This is a genomic window from Streptomyces sp. NPDC091682 (genome assembly GCF_044756625.1).
GTDB lineage: Bacteria > Actinomycetota > Actinomycetes > Streptomycetales > Streptomycetaceae > Streptomyces.
The window spans coordinates 720,275-738,412 of record NZ_JBIVTH010000002.1 but is presented as its reverse complement, the minus strand read 5'-3'; the positions used below and the strand labels follow the sequence as shown (position 1 = coordinate 738,412).

Here is an 18,138-nt window from a genome sequence, read left to right as displayed (position 1 = left end):
GCGGTTTCGGTGGCTTCGGCGGTGGCTTCGGCGGGCAGGGCGGAGGGGGCGGCGGCGGAGGGCAGTGGGGGTGGCCGTGACGGCCCCCGCCGTGCCCGCCTTCACGGCGTTTCCCGTGGTCGGAGCCCTGGTCGTCACCGTGATGTCCGCCACGCGGGCCGCGTGCGCGGTCGCTGCCGCCGGCCACCGCGGCCACCACGGCGGCGGCCGGGCCGTCGCCGGAGTCGGTCGTCGCGTAGGCGCGGCTATCAGCCACGGCCGGCGTGACGGACAAGGCCGCCCACAGCAGGACCGGGACTGCCAGCAGGCGCCTGGCACAGGCTCTGTTCACCCCGGGAGCATGGGCCCGCGCGCGCCCGGGCACGCGAGGCTCGGCCCCCGGTTCGCCTGAACGGGTGGACTGCCGACCAGAGAGGTTTGAGCCATCCGCAGGTCGGTAGTGTGGTGACTCCGGTCGACCCCCAGTCAATTCCCATAAGGGACTTGTCGGTATCGGTCATTCCCCCGTCCGGCGAGGCGGTGCCTTTGGTGTGTGACGAAGAACGGATCGCCAATTTCCGCTTTTGCTCGCCCTGTTGGGAAATGATCAGTAGATTCGGCTCGGACAGGAGTCCGACCTCACACGGACGACCGCAGGACCAACGCTTGGAGACCCCGATGGAGCGCCCCGCCTGGGCCCCGCCAGGCATCGACATATCGGTGCCGAGCGTGTCCCGCATCTACGATTACTATCTGGGTGGGTCCCACAATTTCGAGGTCGACCGCCAGACGGCTCGCCGTGCCATGGAATTCATGCCGGGACTGCCCAAGATCATGCAGGCCAACCGGGCATTCATGCGCCGCGCCGTCCGGCACGCCGTCGCCGAGGGCGTCACGCAGTTCCTCGACATCGGCTCCGGCATCCCCACCTTCGGCAATGTCCACGAGGTCGCCCAGGCCGCCAGCCCGCAGGCGCGCGTCGTCTACGTCGACCACGACCCGGTGGCCGTCGCGCACAGCCGGGCCGTCCTCACAGGAGACGACCACAGCGACATCGTCGCCGCCGACTTGCGCAAGCCCAAGGAGATCCTCGCCGCCCCGGAGGTCGGTCGGCTCCTCGACCTCGGCCGACCGGTCGCCCTCCTGCTCGTCGCCGTCCTGCACTTCCTGGAGGACAAGGACGCCCCGTACGCCGCCGTCGCCGAGCTGCGCGACGCACTGGCCCCCGGCAGCCTGCTGATCCTCACGCACGCCTCGTACGAGGGAATCCCGCTCACCCAGGAAACCGCCGCCGGCACCGTGGGCGTCTACCGGGACATGCGCAACCCCCTCGTCATGCGGACCCGGGAACAGATCAGCGGCTTCTTCGACGGGTTCGAGATGCTGGAGCCGGGCCTCGTGGCCATGCCCAACTGGCGGCCGGACCGACCCGACAACGGTGAGGACGGCGAGACGCCGGAGGACCCCTACGCCTTCTCGGGCTTCGGCGGCGTGGGACGCAAGGCGTGAGACTTCCGGCACAGACGGCGGGCGCGCCGAAGGTCGCCGCGGCACCCGCCACCGGGTCCGCGACGGCTCCGCACGGCGGTATCGAGGACCGGATCGCCCGCTTCGCCACGATCTGGGGCCGGGCGATCTTCCCGGTCACGGCGACCTCGTTGACCCGCACCGAGTTCGAACGGCACCTCCTCCCCCTCACCCGCACGCTCACCGAGGCCCTGCACGCGAGGCCCTTCGACGCCTCGGTCGCCCAGCAGGTGGGGGCGGAACTCGTCGCCGTGCACTGCACCGACCCCGAGGCCCTGGCCGGCACCCTCGGCGTGATCGAGTCGTACCTGGTGCTCTACTGCGGCCCGGACGGACCCGAGGGCTCCGGTGTGGAGGGCACCGAGGAGTACCGGTCGCGCTGCGCCCGGCTGCAGCACGCCATCGCGGCGGGATACGCCCGCGCGCTGCGCGAGCGCACCCTGAGGGAGCAGGAGGCCATCGCGCGCTCCGCGCTGACCGCGCGTACCGACGCGCAGCAGGCCCTGCACGCGAGCGAGGAGCGCTTCCGCGCGGTCTTCGAGGGCGCGGCCGTGGGGATCGGCATCGCCGACCTCGACGGGAACGTCCTGGAGGTCAACGACACCCTGTTGCAGATGTTCGGCGGCCTGGAGGGGCACGTCCGCAGCCGCAACGTCAGCGAATGGGGACACCCGGATGACACCCCGCACGTCTGGCGGATGTACGGCGAGCTGGTGCGCGGCGAGCGCGAGAGCTACCGCGTCGAGAAGCCCTACTACCGGCACGACGGCACCGTGCTCTGGACCAATCTGACGGTGTCGCTGCTGCGCGACGCCGACGGGAAGCCGCAGTACCAGCTGGCGCTGATGGAGGACACCACCGAACGCCGGCTGCTGAACCTGCGCCTTCGCTACGAGGCCACCCACGACGCCCTGACCGGTCTACCCAACCGGACGCTGTTCTTCGAGCGGCTGGAGAAGGCCCTCGGCGGGGCGGGCGGCGACCGCTACGGGCTGTGCTACCTCGACCTCGACGGTTTCAAGGCGGTCAACGACAGCCTCGGGCATTCGGCGGGGGACCGGCTGCTGGTGGAGGTCGCCGACCGGCTGCAGAGCTGCGCGACCGGCCCGGGCGAGGTGGTCGCCCGGCTCGGCGGCGACGAGTTCGTCGCCCTGACCACCGGCTCCGACACCGAGCAGAAGGTGACCGAGCTCGCGGTCCGCATATTGACCGCCCTGTCCACGCCGATCCGGTTGGAGGGTCGGGAACTGACGGTCCGGGGCAGCATCGGCATCGTCGAGGGACGGGCCAAGGAGCGCACCCCGGCGGAGGTGCTGCGCAGCGCCGACATCACGATGTACCGGGCCAAGGCGGCCGGCGGCAACCGCTTCGAATTCGCCGATGCCGAGGCCGACGCCCGCGCGATCACCCGCCACGGCCTGACCAACGCCCTGCCCGCGGCTCTGGAACGCGGCGAGTTCTTCATCGAGTACCAGCCGCTGGTCCACATGCGCGACGGCAGCGTGCACGGGGCCGAGGCGCTGGTGCGCTGGTCGCACCCGCAGTACGGGGTACTCGGCCCGGACCGCTTCATCCCCCTCGCCGAACGCACCGGGCTGATCGTGCCGCTCGGTCGCTGGGTGCTGGAGGAGGCCGTCCGCCAGGCCCGCATCTGGCAGCGCGAGCACGGGGGCGCAGCCCTGCGGATCAACGTCAACCTCTCTCCGACCCAGCTGCACCACCCGGGCCTGGTTGCCGACACCGTGGCGGTGCTGGAGAAGTCGGGCCTCGCCCCGGGCGCGCTGTGCCTGGAGGTCACCGAATCAGCCCTGATAGGGGCCGACGACGAACTCCTGGAACCGCTGCGCCGGCTCGCGGCACTCGGTGTGGACATCGCCCTCGACGACTTCGGCACCGGCTACTCGAACCTGGCCAACCTGCGGCGGCTGCCGGTCAGCGTCCTGAAGCTCGACCGCTCCTTCACCCAAGGGATGCAGCAGCAGCCCGCCGACCCGGTTGACGTCAAGATCGTGGAGGGGATCGTCGCCCTGGCGCACAGCCTCGAACTCGCCGTCACCGTCGAGGGAGTGGAGACCGGAGCCCAGGCCGCCCAGCTGCGCGCCCTCGGCTGCGACACCGCTCAGGGCTGGTACTACGCCCGGCCCGGGGCGCCGGACCGCATCCACAGCCTCTCCCTCTCGGACGCGGTTCCCACGCCCTCCTGACGTCCGCCCCATCGGGAGGCCGATGCCCGGGGCCGATGCCCGGGGCCGATGCCCGGGCGGCCAGGGCCACCCCGGGCTCAGGCGCGCGCGGCGCCGGTCAGTCCAGGCCCACCTCCGTCCCGCGGCCAGGGGTCCGGACGGCTTCGACGACCCGCTCGTACCGCTCCGCCGTGTCGGCCAGTACCGCGGCGGCCACCGGCAGCCGCTCGGCCTCGTACCCGTCGAGCACCTCCTCCCCGGCAGGCCCCGTGAGGGCGGCGGCCAGCGTCCGGCCGAGGGCGGCCGCGTCCTGGATGCCGGTGTTCATGCCCAGCCCGCCGGCTATGGGATGTACGTGCGCGGCATCTCCGGCGAGGAAGACCCTGCCCTCCCGTAGACGCGTGGCCATCCGCACGTTGACCCGCCAGGACGAGAGCCAGGTTGCATCTTTGAGCCGGATGCCCGCCACCCGTGCATGGCGGTCGAAGATCCGCTGGAAGCTTTCCAGGGAGGGCGGCAGCGGTTCGCCCCGCTCGTCCCGCTCGGGCGAGGCCTGCAGCTGGAAACTGTCCGTCCCCGGCATCGGGCAGAGCAGGATCCCGCCGCCTTCCGAGGTGAACCACTGGTGCCAGACGTCCCGGCCGAGTCCCGGCGCCCGGACGTCCCCGATCACCATCGCGGGCTCCTCCTCCCCGTTCCCCTCGAAGGGGATGCCGAGCAGCTTGCGGGTGGTGCTGCGCCCGCCGTCGCACCCGGCGAGATAGCGGGCCGCGATCACGGTGCCGTCCGCCAGCTCCGCACGCACCCCGGCGTCGTCCTGGGTGATTCCGGCGAGCTCCGATCCGTACTCGACCCGCACGCCCAGCGCGGCGAGCCGCTCGCGCAGGGCCGCTTCGATCTGCCACTGCCCGATCAAGAGGCCGCCGTCGGTGGGGGTGTCGTTGATGTGTTCCCCGTCGAAGTACTTGCGCAGGGTCACGCTCGCGTCCCCGGTGGCTGCCAGCGGCTCCAGCACACCGAGCCCGCGGAAGATCTCGAGGCTGCTCGGTCGCAGCCCCTTACCCCGGGACTCGTGATGCGGTTCGGTGCGCCGGTCGATGACGCGCACGGTGACTCCGCGCTGTGCGAGGTCGCAGGCGAGCGTCAGTCCGGTCGGTCCGGAGCCGGTGATCAGTACGTCGGTCATGGGATGTCCTCTCCTCGTCGATGCCTCAAGGAAAGCGGCTCTCGACAGAAAAAGCAACCCGGTTAAAAAAATAACTCGGTCACGAATCCGTGCTACGCTGTGCGGTATGGAGAACACGACGGGTCTGCGCGAGAACAAGAAGCTCCGTACGCGTCACCGACTGGCGGCGACGGCGTTGGAGCTCTTCCTGGAACGGGGCTTCGATGCCGTGTCGGTGGCGGATGTCGCCGCCGCGGCCGAGGTCTCCAAGCCCACCCTCTTCCGGTACTTCCCGAGCAAGGAGGACCTGCTGCTCGACCGGTTCGCCGACCATCAGGACGAGGTGGCGCGCATCGTGCGCGAGCGGCCCCCCGGCCGCACGCCGGTGGGCGCGGTGCACGCGAGCTTCCTGGCGGCCCTGGCCGAGCGGGATCCGATCACCGGGCTGTGCGACCACCCGAACGTGATGGCCTTCCAGCAGCTGGTTTACAGCACCGCCAGCCTGAAGAGCCGGCTGAACCGCTACACCGAGATCGAGGTGGAGCTGCTCGCGGCCGGGCTGGAGGCGGAGGCGGTGTCCCCGCTCGCCTCCCGGCTCGCGGCGACGCACATCGTTGCGGTCCGCCATGAGCTGGGTCGGGTGAACTGGCGTCGGATCGAGGCGGGGCAGAGCGCGGACGAGGCCCACGCGGCCGCGGTGGCCGATGCCGATCTGGCCTTCGGGATGCTCGCAGAAGGCCTCGACAAGGCCCTGCCGGCGGTCCCCGCCCCGCCGATATCCCCGGAGCCGGCTCCAGCCGCGCCCTGACTGCGCCCGCCCGCAGGCCCCGCCGGGCGCAGTTAGCCGAGCAGTATCCGTTTCAGCTCGCGGGCCGCGCGCGGCGGAGCCACGTCGGTGCGGTGGGCCAGGGCGATCGTGCGACGCAGCGGGGAGCCGGCCAGCGGGGTCACCCGCAGGCCCCGACCGGATCGGTCGACCACCATCGCCGGGACCACCGCGATACCGAGCCCCGCCCGGACGAAGCCCAGGACCGCGTCCATTTCGCCGCCCTCCACGGTGAAGACCGGCTCGAAACCCTCCGCCCGGCAGGCCGCCACGGTGAGCTCCCGCAGGTCGTAGCCGTGCCGGAACATCACCATCGGCTCGTTCCGCAGCCCCGGGATGGTCAGCTCGCGGCCCCCGCCCGGTGCCGGCCGTTCCGCCGAGGAGACCACCACGAGGTCTTCGGTCAGCAGCTCCACCGTGGTCAGGGCCGGGGCCGAGGGGGGCAGCGGTAGCGCGATCAGGGCCAGGTCCAGGGCTCCGCGCGCGAGCTCCCGTACGAGGTCGAGCGAGCCGCTCTCCTCGATCAGCAGCTCGATCCCGGGATGCGCGTCGTGGAAGGCCCGCAGTACGTCCGGCAACAGGCCCGTGCAGATGCTGGGTGTGGCGCCGAGCCGGACGCGGCCGCGCCGGAGCTGCGCCAGTTCCTGCACCTCCAGCCGCGCGGTGTCAGCGTCCGCCAGGATCCGCCGGGCCAGCGGCAGCAGCGTCTCGCCCGCGTCGGTGAGCGTGACGTTGCCGCGGGCCCGGCTGAACAACTCGGCCCCGAGTTCCCGTTCGAGCGCCTTGATCTGCTGCGAGAGCGAGGGCTGTGCCACGTGCACGCGCTCCGCGGCCCGGGTGAAATGCCGGGTCTCGGCGACGGCCACGAAGTACAAGAGCTGCTGGAACTGCATCCGCCCAGGCTATCGGCTTTGATAGTCATCATCTATCGACATCAGCTCCATCATGTCTTGGACCTTTCGGGACCCCCGTCCGTACCGTCGAGGACATGGCTCTGGCAACGCGGACGGATCGACGGCCGTCCATCACACGCACGATCTGGGACTCCTCCGTCGGCAAGAAGTCCGTGATGGCCGTGTCCGGCCTGGTCATGCTTGGCTACCTCGTCGTGCACATGCTCGGAAACCTCAAGATCTTCTTCGGGGCGGACGAGTTCAACGGCTACGCCCACTGGCTGCGCACCCTCGGCTCGCCCTTCCTGCACCACGAGTGGGCCCTGTGGCTCGTGCGCGTGGGGCTGCTCGCCGCGGTCGTCGCCCACGCCGCGTCCGCCTACCAGCTCAGCCGCCGTGACATCAAGGCCCGCCCGGTGAAGTACGCCCACAAGCGCCGCCGCGCGAGCTATGCCACCCGCACCATGCGCTGGGGCGGCATCATCCTCGGCCTGTTCATCGTCTGGCACCTGCTCGACCTCACCACGCTCACCGTCAACGAGCGCGCGTGGTCCGGCCACCCGTACGAGAACGTCCTGTCCACCTTCTCCACCTGGTACGGGAACACCATCTACATCGTGGCCATGGCCGCCCTCGGCCTACATGTCCGCCACGGCTTCTGGAGCGCCGCGCAGACCCTCGGCGCGGGCAGCGCCCGACGCGAGCGGACGCTGAAGTTCCTGGCCAACGGCCTGGCCCTCGTCCTCTTCGCCGGCTTCGTGTCCGTCCCCGTAGCCGTCATGACCGGAGTGGTGAACTGACCATGAGCGCACCCCTGCACGACAGCGACCAGCAGCCCCACATGCAGCACCCCCACTACGCCGCCTACACCACCGGCGAGCCCGTCGCCGACGCCAAAGCCCCCGAAGGCCCGATCGCGGACCGCTGGGACCGGCGCCGCTTCGAGGCCAAGCTCGTCAACCCGGCCAACCGCCGCAAGCACACCATCATCGTCGTCGGCACCGGCCTGGCGGGCGGTGCCGCCGGCGCGACCCTCGCCGAGCAGGGCTACCACGTGGTCCAGTTCTGCTTCAGCGACTCGCCGCGCCGCGCCCACTCCATCGCCGCCCAGGGCGGCATCAACGCCGCGAAGAACTACCGCAACGACGGCGACTCGGTGCACCGCCTCTTCTACGACACCGTCAAGGGCGGAGACTTCCGCGCCCGCGAGTCCAACGTCCACCGCCTGGCCCAGATCTCCGTGGAGATCATCGACCAGTGCGTGGCCCAGGGCGTCCCCTTCGCCCGCGAGTACGGCGGCCTCCTCGACACCCGCTCCTTCGGTGGCGTCCAGGTGTCCCGCACCTTCTACGCCCGTGGCCAGACCGGCCAGCAGCTCCTGCTCGGCGCCTACCAGGCGCTCTCCCGGCAGATCGCCGCGGGCAACGTCGAGATGCACGCCCGCACCGAGATGCTCGACCTGATCGTCGTCGACGGCGTGGCCCGCGGCATCGTCGCACGCGACCTGATCACCGGCGAGATCTCCACGTACTACGCCGACGCCGTGGTCCTGGCGAGCGGCGGCTACGGCAACGTCTTCTACCTCTCCACCAACGCCATGAACTCCAACGCGACCGCTGTCTGGCGGGCGCACCGGCGCGGCGCGTACTTCGCCAATCCCTGCTTCACCCAGATCCACCCCACCTGCATCCCGCGCACCGGCGACCACCAGTCCAAGCTCACCCTCATGAGCGAGTCCCTGCGCAACGACGGACGCATCTGGGTTCCCAAGGCCCAGGGCGACACCCGCGCCGCGGCCGACATCCCCGAGGCGGAGCGCGACTACTACCTGGAGCGGATCTACCCCTCCTTCGGCAACCTCGTGCCCCGCGACATAGCCTCCCGCGCCGCGAAGAACGTCTGTGACGAGGGCCGCGGCGTGGGCCCCGGCGGCCAGGGCGTCTACCTCGACTTCGCGGACGCCATCCGGCGCATGGGTCGGGACAAGGTCGCCGAGAAGTACGGCAACCTCTTCGAGATGTACGAGCGGATCACCGCGGAGGACCCGTACGAGGTCCCCATGCGGATCTACCCCGCCGTGCACTACACGATGGGCGGCCTGTGGGTCGACTACGACCTCCAGACGACCGTCCCCGGCCTCTTCGCCATCGGCGAGGCCAACTTCTCCGACCACGGAGCCAACCGCCTCGGTGCCTCCGCACTGATGCAGGGACTCGCCGACGGCTACTTCGTGCTCCCCTCCACGATCAATGACTACCTCGCCCGCCACCCGCACCAGGACACGGTGGACGACAGTCACCCCGAGGCCGCGGCGGCGATCCGCGAGACCCGCGACTGCCTGGCGAAACTCCTCGCCGTCGACGGCGACCGCACGCCCGACTCCTTCCACCGCGAGATCGGTGAACTGATGTGGGAGTACTGCGGAATGGCCCGCAGCGAGCAGGGCCTGCGCAAGGCGCTCGACCGCATCCCCGAGATCCGCGAGGAGTTCTGGCGCCGCATCAAGGTCCCGGGTCGCGGCGAGGAGTTCAACCAGTCGCTGGAGAAGGCCAACCGCATCGTCGACTACCTCGAACTCGCCGAGCTGATGTGCCTCGACGCGCTCGCCCGCGCCGAATCCTGCGGCGGCCACTTCCGCGAGGAGTCCCAGACCCCCGACGGCGAAGCAGCGCGCCGCGACGAGGAGTTCGGATACGCGGCCGCCTGGGAGTACCAGGGCACCGGAGCCGCCCCCGTCCTGCACAAGGAAGACCTCGTCTTCGAGTACGTCCACCCCACCCAGCGGAGCTACGCATGAAGCTCACCTTGCGCGTCTGGCGCCAGCGCGGCGCCGACGCCCCCGGTCACATGGTCTCGTACGAGGTCGACGGCATCTCGAAGGACATGTCCTTCCTGGAGATGCTCGACACCCTCAACGAGGACCTCATCCTGCGCGGTGAGGACCCGGTCGCCTTCGACCACGACTGCCGCGAGGGCATCTGCGGCGCCTGCAGCCTCGTCATCAACGGCGACGCCCACGGCCCGGAACGCACCACCACCTGTCAGCTCCACATGCGGTCCTTCGCCGACGGCGACACCATCGACGTCGAGCCGTGGCGGGCCGCCGCCTTCCCGGTGGTCAAGGACCTCGTCGTCGACCGCGGCTCCTTCGACCGCATCATCCAGGCCGGCGGCTACATCACCGCCCCCACCGGTTCCGCCCCCGAGGCGCACGCCACCGCTGTGCCCAAGGCCGACGCCGACTTCGCCTTCGAGCACGCCGAGTGCATCGGCTGCGGCGCGTGCGTGGCGGCCTGCCCCAACGGCTCCGCGATGCTCTTCACCTCGGCCAAGGTCAACCACCTGAACGTGCTCCCGCAGGGCTCTCCGGAGCGAGAGACCCGGGTGCTCGACATGGTGGCCCGGATGGACGAAGAGGGCTTCGGCGGCTGCACCCTGACCGGCGAGTGCGCCACGGCCTGCCCGAAGGGCATCCCGTTGCCGTCGATCGCCGCGATGAACAAGGAGTGGCTGCGGGCGGTGCGCAAGGGCCCCCGCTGACCCCGGAGTCCGGGGCCCGTGCCCCTGACCCCGTCCCGCCCCCGCTTCCGCCTCCGCCCCGCTCCGCCTCCGCCCCGCCCCTGCGCCGATCGGCTGACCGGCACGGCCCGTACCGCGCCGCGCCCCGGCGCCGCCCGGGCCGTGGGGGACAGTGGCGCCATGCCAGAAGCCCCCGCCGGGTCCGGACCGCGTCGCCGAGCCGTACTGGCCGCCGCCCTCGCCCCGCTGGCCGGAGCCGGGTGCACGGGCGGGGAAGCCTGGCGCACCCCGGCTCCCGGTGCTCCCGGTCTTCCCGGTGCTCCCGCCGGGCCCAAGGACGCCCTGGTCATGGTGATCCGGCACGCGGAGAAGCCGTACGCCGGTGGCGTCGGCCGGGACGCGGAGGGCGAGGACGACCCCGGTTCGCTGGCCGGCCGCGGTTGGCGCCGGGCCGAGCGGCTCCCGCGCCTCTTCCCGCCGGCCCCCGGTTCCTCGTTGCCCCGTCCCGCGGCGGTCTTCGCGGCAGGCGGGAAGGGGGCCGTCACCCCCGCGCGGTGCCGGCAGACGGTGGCGGCGCTCGCCACCGCGCTGCGCACTCCTGTCCGCGTCGAGTTCGCCGTCGGCGCCGAAGCCGCCCTCGTGCAGGCCGCGTTGGCCGCACCGATGCCCGTACTCGTCTGCTGGGAGCACAGCGGGATCCCGCGCCTGGTCCGGGCCCTCGGCGCCGACCAGGTCCCCGGCACCCCGGCGACCTGGCCCGACCGCCACGACCTCGTCTGGATCTTCACCCGCCGCCAGGGGCGGTGGGGCTTCCGCGAACTGCCGCAGCACCTGCTCCCCGGCGACGTCTGAGCCGCACCACGGGATCAGACCGCCGTCCGCTCCACGGGGATCCACAGCTCCGCCGTCGCCTCCGTCCCGTCCCCGGACACCCGGGTGCGCAGGATTTCGGGCCCGGGCCGGCTCCGGTAGGGGTTGGACGGGAACCACTGCGTGAACACGTCCCGCCATAGGTACTGGAGCGTCTGCGGAAACGGGCCGGAGCTCTCGAAGACCGCCCACGTGCCGGCCCGGACGGTGAGCGCGTCCATGTCCTCGGGCACCTCGCTGCGGGTCACCACCCCGTGGTAGTAGTCGAGTTCGGTTCCTTCCGCGCGGCTGTCGTCCAGGTTGTCGCTCGCCGAGATGATCCCCTCGGGTTCCTGGTCGGACAAGCGCTCGATGCGCTGCAGCGTCTCCTGGTCGATCGCCCGGATGAAGGTGGCGATGGCCGGGTTCATCCCCTCGTGCACCAGCGGGACCCGCGCCTTCCTGCCGACCACACGGAACTCGTCCTTCTCCACGACCTTGTACTCCATGCTGCTGCTCCCTTCGACAATGAGGCGGAAGGACATCCGTGGCTGGGACCGCAGGGTCGCACCAGTGCGCCTGGCCTCGCCGGGACCGATGCCGTGCACGGCCCGGAACGCACGGGCGAAGGCCTCTCCCGAGGTGTAGCCGTAGCGCACCGCGATCTCCAGGAGCGTCCGCTCCCCGCCCAGCACCTCGGCGCCGGCGACCGTCAGCCGCCTGCGGCGGATGTACTCCGACAGCGGCATTCCGGCCAGGGCGGAGAACAGCCGCCGGAAGTGGTATTCCGACGTCACCGCGATCCGTGCCAGTTCGGCCGCGTCGATCGGCTGGTCGAGGCGATGTTCGATGTGTTCCACGGCCTGGTTCAACCGGTCCAGCATCCTGTGTCCTTCCCTTTCGATGCCTCAGGTTAGGAGGGACCCACCATGGCGGACCCGACATCCTGTGCCCGGTCCGGTCGGGTCCGGTCGGGTCCGGTCCGGACGTGTCCGACCATCCCGCCCGGGGCCGGGCGCGGAGCCCGGCAGGGGTGCGCGTACGGTCGGCACATGCACGACCAGCGAGACCATGACCAGGTTGCCGGCCGACCGGCGCACGAGCGGGCCGACCGGCCGGCCGCAGCGGCCGAAGCGGTGGTGTTCGTGTGCGCGGCATGCGGCGTTCCCCTGACAGGGCCGCTGACACGGCTGCCCGAGGTTCCCGAGGCGCCCCACTACGCCTGGTGGGAAGCAGACGAGCAGGGTCCGTCACCGGCGACCGTGCCGTCGGGACGCTACGCGATCGAGACCCAGCCGTACGGTGCACCCCTGGTCGTCACCGAGACGCCCGGGCCGGTGATGCCGCGCCACGGGAGTCACGTGAACGTGGACGGCAAGTACCTGGTGTCGCAGGGCCCGCGGGGCAACATCGTCGTCAATCCGGACGACGCCCGCGGCCTGGAGTTGCAGCACGCATCGCCCGCCTGCTGCGGAGCGACCCCGGACGGCGGGATGAACCAGCTGTGCGCTTGCGGCACCCTCGTCGCGACCCTCTGCTCCGACTGCTGCCTGCCCTACGAACTCCATCTCTCGGCCGACCACGTCCGAGCGGTTCGCCCTTGAGTCGAGTGCGGGCCGGCACCCGGAAGGGACCACCGGCTCCCGCCCGGCGCACCGTCAGAAGGCGTACCGGATCCTCAGCCACGGCGCACGGGCGGCGACGAGTGCGCGCATCGTCTCGACGGCCCCGGCCTTCACCCCGTTGCGGTAGCGGACGTTCCAGCTTCCGTTCTCGGAGCGCTTGGGCTGCTGGAGTTCCGGCCGCCACAGCGCCTCCTCCGCGCGGGGGTGCCAGCCGAGGTTGAGGTCGTGCAGGTCCTCGTTGTGCGTCAGCAGGATGACCTCCGCGGCTGCCTGGTCCTTCACCGGACCGGGCAGTACGTCGTCCATGTGCTCCAGCAGGAGGGCCCAGTCCTGCTGCCAGCCCGGACGCAGGACGACGGGCGAGAGGTTGAAGTGGACCTCGTACCCGGCTTCCAGGAAGTCGCCGGCGGCGGCGATGCGGCTCTCCACCGGGCTGGTGCGGATGTCCAACAACTTGGAGTCCTCTTGGGGCATGACGGAGAACCGCACCCGGGTACGACCCCGCGGTTCCAGGAGGAGGAGGTCGGGGTTGACGAACTTGGTGGCGAAGGAGGCCTTCGCGGAGGGCCACCGGGCGAAAGCACGGACCAGGTCGGCGACGTTGTCGCTGATCAGCGCGTCGACGGAGCAGTCGCTGTTCTCGCCGATGTCGTAGACCCATGCGGTCGGATCGCACTGGTTCGCCTCCGCCTTGGGGCCGAGGCGCGCGATGTGCCGGGAGAGGTGGGCGATGATGCGATCGGTGTTGGTGAAGACGGTGATCGGGTTGGCGTACCCCTTGCGGCGCGGAACGTAGCAGTAGGCGCACGCCATGGCGCAGCCGTTGGCGGGTCCGGGGGCGATCCAGTCCGCGGAACGTCCGTTGGGGCGGGTGGTGAGGGTCTTCTTCACGCCCAGGACCAGGACCTCGCTCTTGATCCGGACCCACCGGTCGACGTTGCCCTCGTTGCCGTGCAGGTGCGGGATCCGCCAGTGCGAGTCCACGGGGACGACCTCGGCACCGGGGAAGCGGGCGATGACCTGCCGGCCGCGCGGGGAGGCAGCGGCCGCGGGCTCGGCGTGGATCGTCCGCACGGACAGCAGTCGGCGCGCGGCCGCGGAGTCGCGGAACAGCGGGCGGGCACCGCCACCGGCCGGGACGGGTGCCCCCGTGACGATGTCCTCCAGACCGAACAGGGCGTCGTCCTGCTGCTCGGTGCCCTGCTGTTCGGCCGGTCGGCCCCCGTGCGGCTGGGCAGCCATCTGCGTCTCCTGTGCGTTTCGGTCGGCCCTCCACTGTAGGCGGACCGGCGGACCGGCGGACGGGCCGGCTCCGTCGTCCTCGGCGGGGCGCGCCGCGAGGTGTCGTCAGGGCGGCGTGTCGCCCGCGGCGCGGTGCGCCCGGGCGACCTGCGCCACGTCGCCCAGCCGGTCCAGCCCGCGTACGGCCCGGGCCATGCGCGGATTGCCCGCCAGCCGGGAGCGGTGCCGGTCCAGGAAGGCCCAGTAGCCGACGGTGTAGGGGCAGGCACGCTCGCCGGTGCGGTCGGCGGGCCGGTACCGACAGCCTCCGCACAGGTCGCTCATCCGGTGGATGTAGGCGCCGCCCGAGGTGTAGGGCTTGGTGGTCATCAGCCCGCCGTCCGCGTACTGGGACATGCCCACCACATTGGGCAGCATCACCCAGTCGTAACCGTCCACGAAGCACCGGTGGAACCAGTCCGTCACCTGCACCGGGTCCCAGCCCCGCTGGAGGGCGTGGCTGCCGAGGACCATGAGGCGGGGGATGTGGTGCGTCCACCCCGTGTCCCGGACCTGCGCCAACACGGTGGACAGGCACCGGGCCGCGGGCGCGTCCGCGTCCAGCTCTGCGAACCACGCGGGCACGGGAGCGGTGTGGTGCAGGTCGTTGCGGTGCCGGTAGTCCTCGCCGAGGTGCCAGTAGAGGCTCCACACGTACTCGCGCCAGCCGCACACCTGCCGGATGAACCCCTCCGCGCTGTTGAGGGGCACGTGTCCGGCCCGCCACGCTTCCTCGGCCCGGGTCACGCATTCCCAGGGGTCGAGGAGCCCGAGGTTGAGGGAGGAGGACAGCAGGCTGTGGCTCATCACGGGGTCCCCGGCCAGCATGGCGTCCTCGTGCGCGCCGAAGCCGGCGAGGCGGTGCGTGACGAAGTGGTCGAGCGCGGCCAGTGCCTCCCGGCGGCTCGCGGGGAACAGCCGGGGGCCGTCGCGGCCCACGAAGGTGATCCCCTCCTCGCGCTCCCAGCGGTCCAGGTCCCGCCGGACTCCTTCGTCGATCTCGTCCTCACGGGGCCGGTACGGGGGCGGCGCGCCGAGGGTGTCCCGGCCGCGGGGCGGGGGCTCGCGGTTGTCGTGGTCCAGGTTCCAGCGGCCGCCCGCCGGCCGGTCGCCGTCCATCAGGACGTCGTGGGTGCGCCGGGTGTGTTCGTAGAGGTTCTCCTGGAGCAGCCGGCGCCCCTTCTGCCGTGCGGCCCAGTCCGCGAACTCCCGGTGGCCCACGAGGAACCCGCGGGCCGGATGGACCGTGACCTGCGGCAGCGAGGCCACGAGGGCGAGGGCGGCGCGGGAGGTCGGGTGGTGCACGGAGACGGGTGCGTCGCCCACGGCCCGGACGAGGCCTTCCCGGTAGGTCTCTGCCGTGACGTACTCCGCGCTCGCGCCGAGGTCTGCCGCCCGGTGGCGCATGGCGCTGAGGACCAGATGGGCCTTGGCCCGGTGGAACCGGCGACGGCGGAAGACGGCCCGCGACTCGATCAGCAGCCACCGGGTGTTCCTCGGTGTCCCGCCGGCGGCGGTGGCCGTGAAGTGCGGGCCGAGCTGGTCGCCGAACAGCCAGTGCACTGGACTCATGCCCGCATCCAACCAACCAGGAACGGGCCGACGGCGACCGACGCGACCGTCCCGCGGGGTCGAACGCCCGTACCGCCCGTCGCCCCGACGTGGATCGCGCCCGGCACCACGACGCGCCCGGCACCACAACGCGCCCCGCACCACGACGCGCGGGGCGTCTCCCCGACGAGCACGCTGATGACGGTGTACGCGGGCCCGCAGCCCGCCACCGCCATCACCACGGAGTCGAACGTCCCCCGCTGGTGCTGCTCCCGTCCCTGCGCCAGCCGCTACCCACGAGGAGCGACGCCCTGGCCGGACCCGAGGGCCCGCGCCAGGTACGGGGCCGTGCGACTGCCCGGTGCGGAGGCGACTTCCGACGGCGTGCCCGCGGCGACCACGCGGCCGCCCGCCGTGCCGCCGCCCGGACCCAGGTCGATGACCCAGTCCGCGCCCGCGACCACCTCCATGTCGTGCTCCACGACCACCACCGAGTGTCCGGCGTCCACCAGCCCGTGCAACTGCCGCAGCAGTACCCGCACATCGGCCGGATGCAGCCCGGTCGTCGGCTCGTCCAGCAGGTACAGCGTGTGGTCCCGGCGCAGCCGCTGCAGTTCCGTCGCCAGCTTGATCCGCTGGGCCTCGCCGCCGGACAGCTCGGTGGCCGGCTGTCCCAGCCACAGGTAGCCCAGGCCGATCTCCTCCAGCGCCCGCAGGCTGCGCGCCGCCGCCGGGGCGTCGGCGAAGAAGCCCGCAGCGGACTCCACCGTCAGCGCCAGCACCTCGGCGATGCTCAGGCCCTGGTACCGGACCTCCAGGGTCTCGGCGTTGTACCGGGCGCCCGCGCACTCGGGGCACGGGGCGTACGTACTCGGCAGGAACATCAGCTCCACCGAGACGAAGCCCTCGCCCTGACAGGTCTCGCAGCGGCCGCCCGGCACGTTGAAGGAGAACCGGCCCGCCTTCCAGCCGCGCGCCCGCGCCTCGGGAGCCGCCGTGAAGAGCCTGCGCACCACGTCGAACAGCCCGGTGTAGGTGGCGAGGTTGGACCGCGGCGTCCGGCCGATCGGCTTCTGGTCCACCTCCACCAGCCGCCGTACGGGAAAGTCCGCCTCCGCGAGCCGCTCGCCGACCTCCCGGGCCAGCACCTGCCCCACCAGCGTGGACTTCCCCGACCCCGACACCCCGGTGACGGCGGTGAACACCCCGAGCGGGAACGTCGCGTCGAGAGCCCGCAGGTTGTGCCGGTCCACCCCGGCCAGTCGCACCGTCCCGGTTGCCGCGCGCACCTGCCGGGGGGCCGCGGCGGGCTCCCGCGCCGCGAACAGGTGTCGGGCCGTCGCCGACCCCGCCACCCCGGCCAGGTCTTGCGGCGGCCCGCTGTGGAGCACCTGTCCGCCGTGCTCGCCGGCCAGCGGGCCCACGTCCACCAGCCAGTCCGCGTGCCGCACCACATCGAGATGGTGTTCCACGACGAAGACCGTGTTCCCGGCCTCCTTCAGCCGGTCCAGTACGCCGAGCAGCGCCTCGGTGTCGGCCGGGTGCAGCCCCGCCGACGGTTCGTCCAGCACGTACACGACCCCGAACAGCCCCGACCGCAGTTGCGTCGCCAGCCGCAGCCGCTGCAGCTCGCCCGCCGACAGGGTCGGCGCCGTCCGGTCCAGGCTCAGGTAGCCGAGCCCCAGCTCCGTGACGGGCCCGATCCGGGAACGCAGGTCCTCGGCGAGCACCCGCGCCGCCTCCCCGTCCAGGGCTGCGGAGGCCAGTACGTCGTCCAGGTCGCTCAGTGGCAGCGCCGCCAGCTCCGCGATGGTCCGCCCGGCGAAGGTGACGGCGAGGGCCTCCGGGCGCAGCCGCCGGCCCTCGCACACCGGGCACGGCGAGTCGGCGAGGAACTTCTCGGCGCGGGCGCGCAGGGCGGCGCTCTTGCTGTCGGCGAAGGTCCGCATGACGTAGCGGTGGGCGCTCATGTACGTGCCCTGGTAGGGCCGCTGGATCCGCTCGGCCTCCCGCACCGGGTGCACGGTCACCACCGGCTGTTCTTCGGTGAACAGGATCCACTCGCGGTCCTTCGCCGGTAGCTCCCGCCAGGGCCGGTCCACGTCGTGGCCGAGGGTCTCCAGGACGTCCCGCAGGTTCTTGCCCTGCCAGGCGCCCGGCCAGGCGGCGATCGCGCCTTGACGGATCGACAGCTCCGGGTCGGGGACGAGGAGTTCCTCGCTGGTGCGGTGGATCCGACCGAGCCCGTGGCAGGACGGGCAGGCTCCGGTCGCGGTGTTGGGCGAGAAGGCGTCGGAGTCGAGCCGCTCCGCACCCGGCGGATAGGTCCCAGCCCGCGAGTACAGCATCCGCAGGGAGTTGGACAGCAGGGTCACCGTGCCGACCGAGGAGCGCGAACCGGGGGAGGAGCGGCGCTGTTCCAGCGAGACCGCCGGTGGCAGCCCGGTGACCGAGTCCACCTTCGGCGCGCCGATCTGGTGGATCAGGCGCCGGGCGTAGGGGGCCACGGACTCGAAGTACCGGCGCTGGGCCTCGGCGTAGAGCGTGCCGAAGGCGAGCGAGCTCTTCCCGGAGCCGGAGACCCCGGTGAACACGGTCAGCGCGTCGCGCGGGATGTCCACGTCGACGCCGCGCAGATTGTGCTCCCGGGCGCCCCGGACCCGTACGTAGGGGTCGAGGGACGCGGGGGGAGGGGCAGGGGTACCGGCGGGCTGGTGCATTCGTCCTATTTTAAAGGCTC

The 18,138-nt window shown here is 71.9% G+C and carries 14 protein-coding genes; 8 read left to right on the top strand and 6 right to left on the bottom strand.

The window, feature by feature from the left end:
• The first annotated feature begins 657 nt into the window (after nt 1-657).
• Together ACIQK6_RS07760 and ACIQK6_RS07755 are read left to right on the top strand one after the other, a co-directional pair.
• A complete protein-coding gene (locus tag ACIQK6_RS07760) occupies nt 658-1,488 on the top strand; it encodes an SAM-dependent methyltransferase (protein WP_402694484.1) in 831 nt (276 codons plus the stop codon).
• Nucleotides 1,485-3,710, top strand: a complete 2,226-nt coding sequence (locus ACIQK6_RS07755; protein ID WP_329096634.1) for an EAL domain-containing protein — start codon at nt 1,485-1,487, stop codon at nt 3,708-3,710. Before ACIQK6_RS07760 ends, ACIQK6_RS07755 begins: the two co-directional genes overlap by 4 nt.
• Nucleotides 3,711-3,807: 97 nt before the next feature.
• On the opposite strand, the gene ACIQK6_RS07750 is transcribed toward ACIQK6_RS07755, so the two are convergent.
• The gene (locus ACIQK6_RS07750) at nt 3,808-4,875 is read right to left on the bottom strand and encodes an FAD-dependent monooxygenase (RefSeq protein ID WP_329096633.1); all 1,068 of its coding nucleotides are present in this window, start codon (nt 4,873-4,875) and stop codon (nt 3,808-3,810) included.
• 106 nt (nt 4,876-4,981) lie between these two features.
• On the opposite strand from ACIQK6_RS07750, the gene ACIQK6_RS07745 reads away from it, so the two are divergent.
• Complete coding sequence (locus tag ACIQK6_RS07745) at nt 4,982-5,662, top strand: TetR/AcrR family transcriptional regulator (protein WP_402694483.1); 681 nt, start codon at nt 4,982-4,984, stop codon at nt 5,660-5,662.
• A 32-nt stretch (nt 5,663-5,694) separates the two neighbouring features.
• Here ACIQK6_RS07745 and ACIQK6_RS07740 read toward each other — a convergent pair whose 3' ends face one another.
• A complete protein-coding gene (locus ACIQK6_RS07740; protein ID WP_329096631.1) occupies nt 5,695-6,573 on the bottom strand; it encodes a LysR family transcriptional regulator in 879 nt (292 codons plus the stop codon).
• Nucleotides 6,574-6,668: 95 nt separating this feature from the next.
• Between ACIQK6_RS07740 and ACIQK6_RS07735 the strand changes: the two genes are divergently transcribed.
• From ACIQK6_RS07735 to ACIQK6_RS07720, 4 genes are all read left to right on the top strand, one after another.
• Complete coding sequence (locus tag ACIQK6_RS07735; protein WP_402694482.1) at nt 6,669-7,373, top strand: succinate dehydrogenase; 705 nt, start codon at nt 6,669-6,671, stop codon at nt 7,371-7,373.
• 2 nt (nt 7,374-7,375) lie between these two features.
• The gene (locus ACIQK6_RS07730; RefSeq protein ID WP_402694481.1) at nt 7,376-9,370 is read left to right on the top strand and encodes a fumarate reductase/succinate dehydrogenase flavoprotein subunit; all 1,995 of its coding nucleotides are present in this window, start codon (nt 7,376-7,378) and stop codon (nt 9,368-9,370) included.
• Nucleotides 9,367-10,113: a succinate dehydrogenase/fumarate reductase iron-sulfur subunit gene (locus ACIQK6_RS07725; RefSeq protein ID WP_329096629.1), complete on the top strand. Its 747-nt coding sequence runs from the start codon at nt 9,367-9,369 to the stop codon at nt 10,111-10,113. Before ACIQK6_RS07730 ends, ACIQK6_RS07725 begins: the two co-directional genes overlap by 4 nt.
• A gap of 159 nt (nt 10,114-10,272) precedes the next feature.
• Entirely contained in the window at nt 10,273-10,944 is a 672-nt protein-coding gene (locus ACIQK6_RS07720; protein WP_402694480.1) for a hypothetical protein, read from the top strand.
• Between the two features lie 14 nt (nt 10,945-10,958).
• On the opposite strand, the gene ACIQK6_RS07715 is transcribed toward ACIQK6_RS07720, so the two are convergent.
• Nucleotides 10,959-11,825 (bottom strand): AraC family transcriptional regulator, encoded by an 867-nt coding sequence (locus ACIQK6_RS07715; protein ID WP_329096627.1) that lies wholly within the window; start codon nt 11,823-11,825, stop codon nt 10,959-10,961.
• A gap of 168 nt (nt 11,826-11,993) precedes the next feature.
• Here ACIQK6_RS07715 and ACIQK6_RS07710 point away from each other — a divergent pair, with 168 nt between their 5' ends.
• A complete protein-coding gene (locus tag ACIQK6_RS07710) occupies nt 11,994-12,545 on the top strand; it encodes a hypothetical protein (RefSeq protein ID WP_329096626.1) in 552 nt (183 codons plus the stop codon).
• 54 nt (nt 12,546-12,599) lie between these two features.
• On the opposite strand, the gene ACIQK6_RS07705 is transcribed toward ACIQK6_RS07710, so the two are convergent.
• The 3 genes from ACIQK6_RS07705 to ACIQK6_RS07695 form a co-directional block, all read right to left on the bottom strand.
• Nucleotides 12,600-13,808: a spore photoproduct lyase family protein gene (locus ACIQK6_RS07705; RefSeq protein ID WP_402694479.1), complete on the bottom strand. Its 1,209-nt coding sequence runs from the start codon at nt 13,806-13,808 to the stop codon at nt 12,600-12,602.
• 105 nt (nt 13,809-13,913) lie between these two features.
• The gene (locus tag ACIQK6_RS07700) at nt 13,914-15,419 is read right to left on the bottom strand and encodes a cryptochrome/photolyase family protein (RefSeq protein WP_329096624.1); all 1,506 of its coding nucleotides are present in this window, start codon (nt 15,417-15,419) and stop codon (nt 13,914-13,916) included.
• Nucleotides 15,420-15,688: 269 nt separating this feature from the next.
• Entirely contained in the window at nt 15,689-18,118 is a 2,430-nt protein-coding gene (locus ACIQK6_RS07695; protein WP_402694478.1) for an ABC transporter, read from the bottom strand.
• Nucleotides 18,119-18,138: the final 20 nt, after the last annotated feature.